The following is a 9,879-nucleotide window of genomic DNA, read 5'->3' on the forward strand; positions in this document are numbered from 1 at the left end:
GGACCTGGACAACGTGGCACCGACGCACGCCCTCGACGTGATCGCAGACGCCCTTGAGACGACGGGCGCGTACCGCGTCCTCCGGCAGTTCAGGCCCTTCGCGGATGCCGACGCGCGGCCGACTGAACCGACCTTCGTCGGCCTGATCGTCGACACGGAAACCACCGGGATCGATCACACCCACGACACGGTAATCGAACTCGGCATGATCAAGTTCGAGTACGGCGCGAGCGGGCGGGTCTACCGCGTACTCGACACGCTCAATCAACTCCACGACCCCGGCCGGCCCATCCCGCCCGAGATCACCCGCCTGACCGGAATCGGTGACGCCGATGTGGCTGGGCAGTGCATCGACGACGAGGCTGTGATGGCGATGGCGGCCGACGCCGCCGTGGTGATCGCCCACAACGCCAGCTTCGACCGCCAGATGTGCGAGACCCGCTGGCCAGTCTTCGCCGAGAAGAACTGGGCCTGCTCCTGCCATCAGGTGCCCTGGCGCGCGGAGGGCCACGAGGGGCTGAAGCTCGGCTACCTGCTCATCGATCACGGGTACTTCCACAAGGGCCACCGCGCCATCGACGATTGTCACGCGCTGCTGGCACTCCTCGCGGCGCCTCTGAAGGCCTCTGGGCGTTTGGCTCTCGCCTGCCTGCTCGAGACCGCGCGTAAGCCGACGGTGCGCGTCTGGGCCACGGGCTCTCCCATCGCCACGAAAGACGTCCTGAAGGGACGAAGCTACCGCTGGAGCGGGCGGCGACGCTGCTGGTACATCGACATCGAGGAGGAGCGTCTCGACCTCGAGCGCGCCTTTCTCTGCCAAGAGATCTTCCAGCGCGAGATCCACGACTTCGTGGCGGACCGGATCACCGCCCGGGATCGATTTTCCGTCCGAACCAATCCGGAAATCTGAGTCAGTCTGAGGTCGACCGCCTCACAACGGACGCTTGGCACGCCGCCCGAGAACCAGGGCTGTCGCCGTCGCGAGACCGGCGGCGATCGACAGGGTGGTCAGTGGATGGAGTGTGGCGCGCGTGTAGGCGCTGGTGCGCATCACGTAAATCGGCGAGTCGCCACGCTCTGCGCCGGCCTGAACCGGGGCGTGCAGGGCACCGGTCGGGTTCCGGGGCGTCTCGGAACGCTTCTGCAGGGCAATGATGGCGGGCGCGAGTTCGTCGTAGGCGCCGGGCACGAACTCCTTGCCCATGACGAACATTTTGCCGGCCCCGCCCACGAAGATGTCCCGCTGCGGATGTACGGCCGCGTGGAGGATGGCGTTGGCGACCTCGGACGGCGGATAGATCGGCGGGGGCAGCGTCGGCTCCCGGTCCATGTAATTGCGCGCCCGGTTCGGCAAGGGCGTGTCGATGGAGGTAGGCTTGACCAGGGTGACCGAGACTGGCGCGCCCTCGGCGATCAACTCCATGCGTAGAGTGTCGGTGAATCCCTTCACGGCATGCTTGGAGGTTGCGTAGAGGCCCTGGAACGGGAAGGCGAGGTCAGAGGCGACGCTTCCGACATTGATCAGGGCTCCGCCGTGCCGGCGCAGGTGCTCGACCGCGACGAGGGAGCCGTTCACCGTACCCCAGAGATTGGTTTGGATCAGGCGCTCATGATCGGCGTAGTCGATCGCGCTCAATGGGCCGTAGACGGTCAGCCCGGCAACGTTGACCCAGGTGTCGAAACCACCAAAGCTCGCCCGCGCCTCGTCGGCGATCGCCTGCACGTCGTCGCGCCGACCGACATCCGCCGTCACGGCGACGGCGTGACCGCCCTCGGCCTCGATCTCGCTGACCACGCGCGCGAGGACATCGGTGCTGCGGGCCGCCAACACGACTCGGGCGCCCCGCTGGGCGGCCATTCGCGCGGTCGTCAATCCGATGCCGCTAGAGGCCCCGGTGATGACGATAACCTGATCCCGCAGGGCCTTGTGTCTCATGCACCCGCCTCCTCATCAAACCCAGCGATCCGCCGGCTGAGGAACATACGCACGAAGCAGCCGGCTGTTGCGCGAAGGAGGCCAGCTTGCGTGCATTTCGCGCAGGCCGGCGTAGCCTGCGCTGGGCTCGTCCTAGAACTTGCGTAGGATGGGACGTGATCCCTCCGGCAGGTCCTTGTCTTGGTAAATCGGCACCGTGGCGCGCAGCCACCCACGGGTCTCGAGGCCTGCATAGTTGCGCTGAACGATGTCGCGCGTGACGTAGGCCTGAAGGTTCACGGGGCCGAAATTGTAGCCGACGAGCGCGCCCACCGCGACTTGGCCCTGACGTGCGTAGCTCGGATCGTGCGTCGGGAGATCGGTCGATCCGAAAGCGACCGGCCCGACCTCCCACCGGTCGAAATGTTTCGTGGCCGTGAGGTCGAGATTGAGGAAGTCCGGGTAAAAGGTCCCGCTGGACGAGCGCGTGTCGAAGAAGGTGCCATAGAGGAAGTTGCCCGTCAGATTCCAGCCGTCGCCGTTGTAGGTGATGGCGAAGCGCTGATGCAGGACCGGGTTCTGGATGACGATCTCCGTGTCGCTCGGGAGATAAGCGCCGAGGAGGTAGCTGAAGTTCACGTCGTGCCCGAGTTTCCAGGCCACCTGCGCGGCCAGCAGCGTCTGGCCGAACCCGCTCTGGTAGGCAGCCCCCCGGGTGCTCGACGCCACGATCGGTTGCAGGACGACGAATTGCAGTCGTCCTCCGACGACCTCCGCCGGGGTCGCCCAGATGAACGACGGCAGGTTGATGTTCGAGTCGGTGGAGCGTGGAGCGAGATCGCGCGAGCCAAAACTCGACGTGTTGATGAAATAGAGGCCCACCGGCAACGGCGCACCCGGCGGTTGCCCCACCGTCTGCCCCGGCTGTGCCGCCGAACCGGCCCTCGCGGAAGGGCTGCCCAACGCGAGGGCCAGGAGGACGGCAATCGGCGCGCCCTGCATTGTCCGGCGAAACCCAGCTGTCTTCATGTCCATGGTCCAAACCAGCCTGTTATCGGCTGCGGTTCATGACATGCCGATCGCGAGGATGGTGTCCTCCTATACGTGCGGCGCACAGTTGCAGTGGTGCCGTCGCCGTCGCGCAACACCCGCCGCCGTCGCCCGACAGCGACCATCGCCGCGGCGTCCATGGCTTACCTCATCGGAGCCGAAATTGCGCCGCGCTCAAAGTAGACGGAACCCGATCCTCGGCGGTCTCTTCCCCGTATGAAGCACGAACCTGAGAGGGAAGCATGACTTCGGACAAGGCAGAAACGGATACCCGCGCCATCCCGCCTAGGGCCAAGTCGCTCGTCGAACCGCGGACCAGCAACGATGCCGCCGAGGCCGGCCCGACCTCACCCGGCAGTGTCGAGCCGTCCCGTAATCGGGGGCCGGAGACGGGCGGTTACGACGACCACTCGCCCAGGCCGGCACCCGACGAATAAGGAAGGCGGGTATGGCGCCGGCTGAAGGCGGTCGACGGGGCATCGTACATCGGCAGGATGCCCCGTGCAGCCTCATCGCATCCGGTCCAACGACCCGCCCCAGGCAGAGGCGGCGGGCCGTTGTGTGTGACGGTCAGCCGTCAACTGCGGGAATGGCGAGGGGCGGCGTCTGCTGGTGTTGGACGACCTGCCAGACTTCATGGGAGATTCGGCGATAGGTCGACGTACAATTGGCTTCGTACGACTCGTCGTCGCGCGATGCCTTGGCATGATAGGCGATGATGATGAGACCCTCCTGGGGACGCGAGATCTGGCCTTCCGTGATCTCAATGCCCGACCAGCGTGGGGTCGCGGCAACCGCCTCGATCGCTTGTGCGCCGCTGAGCACGAAGGGCGGCGTCGGCAAGACCATGAGACACTCGTCGTCGACCAGTTCGCGGTAATGGTTCGCGTCGCCAGTCCATAAGCTCTTCTCGAACGACCAAACGCGATCATCGTCCATGGCAGTCTCCTCAACTTCAACAAAGTCGAAGGATGACGCCCCTTGTGCGCGGTTCGTTCCCTCCTCCGACGCGGCGGGACCCGCGTCGGAGGAGCCATGGGCCGGGTCGAAAGCACCGGGAGCCAGGATGACAGCACATTGTGACCGATGGTCAGTCCGAGGAGACACAGTCTCTATACGGCCGGGGCAGCAGGCTCGACCGGCCTGACAGAGCCACTCAGACCCAGCCATCCACCGCAGTGCGATGGTTGATACCGAAAGAATGGGCGTCCGTTAGTAGTCAAGAAGCAATGGTGCCCAGGGACGGAATCGAACCGCCGACACTGCGATTTTCAGTCGCATGCTCTACCAACTGAGCTACCTGGGCCTCAGCCGGTTCGCGTAAGCGGCACCGGCTGGAGCGGGGGTATAGGGGGTGGATTGCAGCCTGTCCAGCCTCGATTGGAAGAGATTTTGACGGGCGCTTTTCGCGCCGGAGCGACGATCTTCAGGCGGTCTGGTCCGGGCGCGGCTCGACGCCATCGGCGTCCTCGTCCTCATCCTCTGCAGTGGGGATGGCGTAGCGGTCAGTAAGCCAACGGCCGAGGTCGATATCGGCGCAGCGGGCGGAGCAGAACGGAACGTAGGCAGGCTCGGACGCCTTCTTGCAGATCGGACACGGGTCGAGCTGCGTGGGTCCAGAGCGTCTGCGGCCAGGGTTCGGATCGCTCATGCGGGACCTCCCCAGGCACTGCGGACTGGAAAGCCCTCCCCATCCAGGAGACTGACTGTTTCGTAGAGCGGCAACCCGACCACCGCGCTGTACGATCCCACGAGCTTGACCACGAAGGCCCCGGCCAGACCCTGAATAGCGTAGCCTCCGGCCTTGCCGCGCCACTCGTCGGAAGCGAGGTAGGCCTCGATGTCGCGGGAGGACAGGCGCTTGAAGCGCACCCGGGTCTCGACCACCCGCTCACGCCGGACATCTTGGGGCGTGAGGAGGCAGACGGCCGTGTAGACCCGGTGCTGGCGCCCGGAGAGCAGCCGCAGGCAATCGGCCGCCTCACCCGGCAGCTCGGCCTTGGGGAGCACCCGACGCCCCACTGCCACGACCGTATCCGCCGCGACGAGGAAGGCCTCGCGCATGTCATCCCGCCGCCGCGCTGCAGCCCCGGCGGCCGCGAGTTTTTCGCGCGCAAGGCGTCGGGCGAGCTCGCGCGGCGTCTCCGATTTGCGTGGCGTCTCATCGATATCGGATGCCAGTAGGGCATCGGGGTCGATGCCGACCTGCTGCAGGAGTGCGAGGCGCCGGGGTGAGGCCGACGCTAGAATAAGTCGGGCGCTCCGGCTCGGGCCTGGAGTTTCGTCGATCGTCGTCACGTGCTGGCCGTCATGCGCAGGGTTGGCATCCTGTATGGGGGACGTATGGAGAACGTTCGGCCGATGCTACGCCGCGACGGGCGCGCGGGCGGCCAAGCCGGGAAGGTAGTCGGAACCTAGCGGAAACCCCTAGCCTTGTGAACGTACGCCTGGGTGTCCCTGGCGCCGCCGACCCGTGGACAACGGATGTAGGTCTGATATGGTCCCGCTCGTGGCCCTGGCGGCTACCGTCGCGGCCTCCCCTCCGCGTCGTGCGGGCGTAGTTCAGTGGTAGAACGTCAGCTTCCCAAGCTGAATGTCGTCGGTTCGATCCCGATCGCCCGCTCCAATCTTTTCAGTAACTTAGCCGCGATTGGTGGTAGCGTCTCACACAAGCGTCCCACATAGCGGCTTGAGACCGGCGCTCAGAGTGAGAGATCCAGCCCTCCTCTGCAGCCTTCATGAGCGCGTCGCGGACGCATCCGGTCCAGACCGCGCACTCTTTGCCGAGGTGGGGTTTGCCTGCACTGGAAAGCAATCTCCGGACACGAAAGCCCGCTTCGCGATCCTCCTTGATGCGAAGGCTTGGACTGGTGCAGCGCTCCTGTTGGCCCGCTCAGCCTTGCCGGAAGGCCGCCTGTTCATCACCGTCGACCGCGGCATCCTCTCCCTTGTGATTGGGGCTGCGAACCTGGCTCGTGGTGCTGGCGCTGATGGAACTCGCGCTATCCATTGGCCGGATGAGCTCGATTGGGCCGATCCTCGGTAGAGGCGCACGCGCTTACCGAGGGTCGGCATGCTGGCACGGACCCACTCCGTTTGCTCATAGGAGCGTCGCGAGGCCGACGAGCATCATCCCGCCGAAGACGATGGCCACGCTTACGACCAGTTCGCCAGCCTGGGAGATGGCGCGAACGATTGACCCGACCGAACTTCGCTGCGGATCCACCAGCGGGAAGTCGAGCCCGAGGAAGACCGCCAGGTCCGCAGCCCGCCCGAGCACTGCCGCGTCCGTGATCTCATCGTGCTGGATACGCCAGCGCAGATGACGAAGGAGAGCCAGGGTGTGGCTCCGATCAACGACCGAAGCCACAGACAGAGGTAAACCTCAGGCGTGCAACATGCCGTCCGTCGGCACGTGCACCGTGAAGGCTTTGCCCTCGTCGACCCAGCCCGGGCCCTGGAGGCCCTGCTTCAGGCTCGCAGCTTCTTCGGCGTTGCCGGCAAAGTGATGCTGCCCCGTCTGCGTATTGAAGAAGCGCTCTAGCGTCAGGTGGCCGGCACCGTCGGCCGCGTTGTAGGCTTCGAACGCGACGCCCTCGAATTTGTAGTTGGCGTTGTTCGCGATGATGCCGTCGCGCTCGTTCACGCTATCCGTATAGAAATGCGTGCCTGTGTTCGTGTCGAAGAAGCGGAAGACATCGTGCGTGTTCGCGCTTTCGTCCGGGGTCGACCAGGGCGACCCCTCGTAGTTGAAGTTCGGGATCGTCGCCTGGATCTGCGCCTTTTCCGCCGAACTGGTGGTGTAGAAGTGGTCGCCGGTCTTGGTATCGAAAAAGCGGAAGACCGGATCCGGCTGATCCACGGCCATCCCGGAGCTGCGGATCACTGGATCGACCACGGCCGAACTAGCGCTGCGCGCCGCGTAGAGGGAAACGTCGTGCTCCGTGCCGTACCGGAGGAACGTATCGACGAATTTCCCCGTGTCGAGGAATTGCGACGGCGTCAGGGTCGTCTCCGTTCCATCGGTGCCGGGGAGGTAATCGATCGTGCCGCGATTGACGTAGTTGCTCGTCAGGCTCGGGATCGAGGCTGCGATATCCTGGGGCGTAACGCCATCACCGATGGCTGTGGACAGCGACACTGATACCGTGCCGGCGTAGATCGGATCGGAACTCGCGGTCTGGCCGATCTGAGCTCTGTAGGATCCCAGGTACGGCACCGGATCGTCCGCGATCTCGTAGTTGACGATGCGGTCGTCAGGCGTCGCGGAGATCAGGGCGCCGGGCGATCCGAAGGTGGCGGCTTGGTAGAGGACGTCGCCGGTGTCCGGGTGGTTGGCCATGAAGACCTGCGTGAGCGCGCCACCGAGGCTATGTCCGGTGACGACCACCGTCGCATCGTGCTGCGCGGCGTAAGTGTCGACGGCCGAGACGAGCGGCGCGAGCTTGTCGTAGTCGGCATTGATGTTGCGCAGGTTGTTCAGCCAGTCCTGCCGATCGTCGCTGCCGCGAAAGCTGAGGACCACGACGGACTGGTTGCCGAAGGTGCCCGTGACTGCGGCGCCGTAGGCATTTTGACTGGCGAAGGTGCCGTTCGTGAGCCCGTTGGCCGAGAGGGGCGAGAACCCTGCGGGAAGTCCGGCGAGGGTGTCGGAGTAGGTGGATGCGGCGATCGTCGCCAGCGTTGCCGCTATCGTTCCCATGTATCGAAGTTCCTCTCACAAGCTCTGGTATCGGCAGCAGCATGTAGGCGCGGCATGCCCGTTTCGACTGACGGTAACGCAAGCTCGACCGAAAGCGATCCTGAGCCTCGGTCTAACGAGGCTCGATCAAGCGTGCGCCGTCGGCAGCTCCGTCACCTGTGTCGTGTAGCGCGGGCTGCGCATCTCGAACTTCGTCGACCAGGTCCGCTTCTCCGTCAGCCCCGCCCGGGCCGGCACGACCGCGCCCCGGCCGTGCGCGCGATGGCGGAGCCGTCATTGTTGGACAGCACGATCACCGGCACCCGGGCGAGCTTCGGGTCGAAGACCCGCTCGCAGGAGCAGTAGAAGCTGTTGCCGTCGATCAGTGCGATAGCCCGGCTCATCGCACCAGCCCGGCGCGGGCGACGTGCCAGCGGATCGAGAAGCGGACCACGCCCCAGATCTCGCCCTCGATCAGATCCTCGACGGCGAAGGCCGGCAGGTCCGGATTGTCGAAGGCGAGGCGCGCGACGTTGCCCTCGATGACGAGCCGCTTCAGGCTCATGGTGCCGTCCACGATCGCCACGACCACGCTGCCGTTGCTGGGCTTCAGGCTGCGATCGGCGACTGCCAGATCCCGGTCGAAGATGCCGGCTCCGCGCATGCTATCGCCGGAGATGTTCCAGGCGAAGGTTGCCGGGGGGTTGGGCGCAAGCCAGCGGGGGAGCTCAAGCGAGCCCTCGAGGAAGTCGTCGGCCGGCGACGGAAAGCCGGCGCATAGGGCCGCCCCCTGGATCGGGATGCGGACCGTGCTGGCGCTGTGTGACGGCAGCTCCGCGATCTGAAGCAGCTTCATCGGCCAACGCCCGAGCTGATCGCGCCGTCCCGGATATCCGTGCCACCCCCCGCTGGTCCACCGCGAGCCGGGAGGAGCTGAAGGCCGAGCTCCTCCGCCGCCTCATCCCCACCGGCGGCAATATCTCGGACATCCGGCACGCAAGCATCCGCAAGGCCGTGGAAGACGCGGCGGAGGAGGCGGCGATGGCCTAAAGCCAATCGCACATCGCTGATCGCAGTACCGCCAGAAAAGATCCTGGCGTCTGCGGTCTCTCACCAGGTGGAGGGGCCAGGAAGCCAAAGTGGCTTCCTGGCCCCTCTTTGAGCATCGTAAATTGTCAGGAGAAACTAAAATGTACTGCGATCTGCGATTTCTGAGGGCGCTACTATCAACTTCCCTCGGACCACACTCGGTGCGCTGCCACCGGCCTCTGAGGCGGTTTTTCCAGGGCTAAACGCATGGTCGCCGGTCTCCACCTCCACCTCCACCTCCACCGTCACCCGCGCCCTCGGGATCGACAAGGGCCTGTGGGGCACCTGGCGCAATCGCGGCATCACACCGGCTCCCCTTTCAGAGGCGTGGTTCCGCCGTGCCGCCGGCCGCCCCCTGAACTACCGGGTGGATCACGTCCTTGCCTGGCTCGCGGCCCGACGCGGGGAGCCGTTCGACGCCCCCGCCACCTGGTGGGAAAGCCTCCGCACCAACTTCGGGGACGAGCGCACAAACGTGAGCCCGGATGATGTGCGGGGCCTGGTGGCGCTCTACGCTCGGGTGGCCGGCCCCATCGTTAAAGATAAACGATTTAACCCGCACGGCTTTGATCATTACATTGCATCACTGAATCGCAAACTTGAGTCTATACTGTATGTCTCATCTTCTTACGAAAGAAAGGTCAATATTTTACTTATATCTACGGTCCGGATCTTGCGTACCCCTCGTGTAGATATGTGTTGACAAAGTCTTACTAGCGAAAATTTTGTATTAATGGTGCGCCCGATTTCTGGAGACTGCTAGGATATGTTCGGCGAAGCGATCAAACAGTACGCAAAAATAATTCACGGCAATAAGACGTACTTAAGCATCATATTTCATGCACTTACAGGTGCGATAATTGGCACACTCCTATTTTTAGTTATCAATGCTTCATCTGATAGCGAGCTAACAATCTTAAATGCAAAAATCGGGATAAATACTAAGCGCATGTTTCTCCTCGACCTAACTTTGCTCAATCTACCATCACCAGTAAGCAAAGAGACTAATACCAAGCCTCGCTGAGCAGGACTCACGCGGGGTAGCGTCGGCATCTCGGTCGTGATTCATTCCTGGGTTTGGAGCCTGAGGAGGATGCGATGGCTGCTCCGGTGCCGCTGCGATCGGACTTCGATGCGCAAGCCT

At 64.2% G+C, this 9,879-nt stretch carries 9 protein-coding genes, 2 tRNA genes and 1 pseudogene; 2 read left to right on the forward strand and 10 right to left on the reverse strand.

All coding sequences use genetic code 11. The features are described 5' to 3' along the window. Nucleotides 1-13 precede the first annotated feature (13 nt). Nucleotides 14-910, forward strand: coding sequence for a 3'-5' exonuclease (locus tag ASG51_RS08555; protein ID WP_056380247.1), 897 nt, complete (start codon nucleotides 14-16; stop codon nucleotides 908-910). A gap of 21 nt (nucleotides 911-931) precedes the next feature. On the opposite strand, the gene ASG51_RS08560 is transcribed toward ASG51_RS08555, so the two are convergent. The 6 genes from ASG51_RS08560 to ASG51_RS08580 form a co-directional block, all read right to left on the reverse strand. Beyond that, nucleotides 932-1,936 (reverse strand): SDR family oxidoreductase, encoded by a 1,005-nt coding sequence (locus ASG51_RS08560; RefSeq protein WP_056217905.1) that lies wholly within the window; start codon nucleotides 1,934-1,936, stop codon nucleotides 932-934. A 132-nt stretch (nucleotides 1,937-2,068) separates the two neighbouring features. Continuing rightward, complete coding sequence (locus ASG51_RS08565; RefSeq protein ID WP_056217902.1) at nucleotides 2,069-2,917, reverse strand: transporter; 849 nt, start codon at nucleotides 2,915-2,917, stop codon at nucleotides 2,069-2,071. Nucleotides 2,918-3,535: 618 nt separating this feature from the next. Then, complete coding sequence (locus ASG51_RS08570; protein WP_056380249.1) at nucleotides 3,536-3,904, reverse strand: DUF4440 domain-containing protein; 369 nt, start codon at nucleotides 3,902-3,904, stop codon at nucleotides 3,536-3,538. 291 nt (nucleotides 3,905-4,195) lie between these two features. Then, nucleotides 4,196-4,271 (reverse strand) — tRNA-Phe (locus ASG51_RS08575). Nucleotides 4,272-4,391: 120 nt separating this feature from the next. Beyond that, entirely contained in the window at nucleotides 4,392-4,616 is a 225-nt protein-coding gene (yacG, locus tag ASG51_RS23290) for a DNA gyrase inhibitor YacG (protein ID WP_082513935.1), read from the reverse strand. Further along, nucleotides 4,613-5,254, reverse strand: coding sequence for a Maf-like protein (locus ASG51_RS08580; protein WP_056380266.1), 642 nt, complete (start codon nucleotides 5,252-5,254; stop codon nucleotides 4,613-4,615). Before ASG51_RS08580 ends, yacG begins: the two co-directional genes overlap by 4 nt. A gap of 262 nt (nucleotides 5,255-5,516) precedes the next feature. Here ASG51_RS08580 and ASG51_RS08585 point away from each other — a divergent pair. Continuing rightward, nucleotides 5,517-5,591, forward strand: a tRNA-Gly gene (locus tag ASG51_RS08585). Nucleotides 5,592-6,065: 474 nt separating this feature from the next. Here the strand turns inward: ASG51_RS08585 and ASG51_RS08590 are convergent. The 4 genes and pseudogenes from ASG51_RS08590 to ASG51_RS08600 form a co-directional block, all read right to left on the reverse strand. Beyond that, nucleotides 6,066-6,335: a hypothetical protein gene (locus ASG51_RS08590; protein ID WP_056380251.1), complete on the reverse strand. Its 270-nt coding sequence runs from the start codon at nucleotides 6,333-6,335 to the stop codon at nucleotides 6,066-6,068. A 15-nt stretch (nucleotides 6,336-6,350) separates the two neighbouring features. Continuing rightward, entirely contained in the window at nucleotides 6,351-7,667 is a 1,317-nt protein-coding gene (locus ASG51_RS08595; RefSeq protein WP_056380253.1) for a hypothetical protein, read from the reverse strand. A gap of 236 nt (nucleotides 7,668-7,903) precedes the next feature. Beyond that, nucleotides 7,904-8,050 (reverse strand): annotated as a pseudogene (locus ASG51_RS24005) (Y-family DNA polymerase); the annotation flags it as partial. Then, nucleotides 8,047-8,502 carry a S24 family peptidase gene (locus ASG51_RS08600; protein ID WP_056380254.1) on the reverse strand — a complete coding sequence of 152 codons (456 nt, stop codon included), beginning with the start codon at nucleotides 8,500-8,502 and terminating at the stop codon, nucleotides 8,047-8,049. The pseudogene ASG51_RS24005 and the gene ASG51_RS08600, both read right to left, overlap by 4 nt. Nucleotides 8,503-9,879: the final 1,377 nt, after the last annotated feature.

This window comes from Methylobacterium sp. Leaf465 (assembly GCF_001424705.1).
Classification (GTDB): Bacteria; Pseudomonadota; Alphaproteobacteria; order Rhizobiales; family Beijerinckiaceae; genus Methylobacterium.

Excerpts from the sequence above, each read along its gene's own strand:
- ASG51_RS08560 (WP_056217905.1), bottom strand. The coding sequence starts at position 1,936 with ATGAGACACAAGGCCCTGCGGGATCAGGTTATCGTCATCACCGGGGCC.
- ASG51_RS08565 (WP_056217902.1), bottom strand. The coding sequence starts at position 2,917 with ATGCAGGGCGCGCCGATTGCCGTCCTCCTGGCCCTCGCGTTGGGCAGC.
- ASG51_RS08570 (WP_056380249.1), bottom strand. The coding sequence starts at position 3,904 with ATGGACGATGATCGCGTTTGGTCGTTCGAGAAGAGCTTATGGACTGGC.
- yacG (WP_082513935.1), bottom strand. The coding sequence starts at position 4,616 with ATGAGCGATCCGAACCCTGGCCGCAGACGCTCTGGACCCACGCAGCTC.
- ASG51_RS08595 (WP_056380253.1), bottom strand. The coding sequence starts at position 7,667 with ATGGGAACGATAGCGGCAACGCTGGCGACGATCGCCGCATCCACCTAC.
- ASG51_RS08600 (WP_056380254.1), bottom strand. The coding sequence starts at position 8,502 with ATGAAGCTGCTTCAGATCGCGGAGCTGCCGTCACACAGCGCCAGCACG.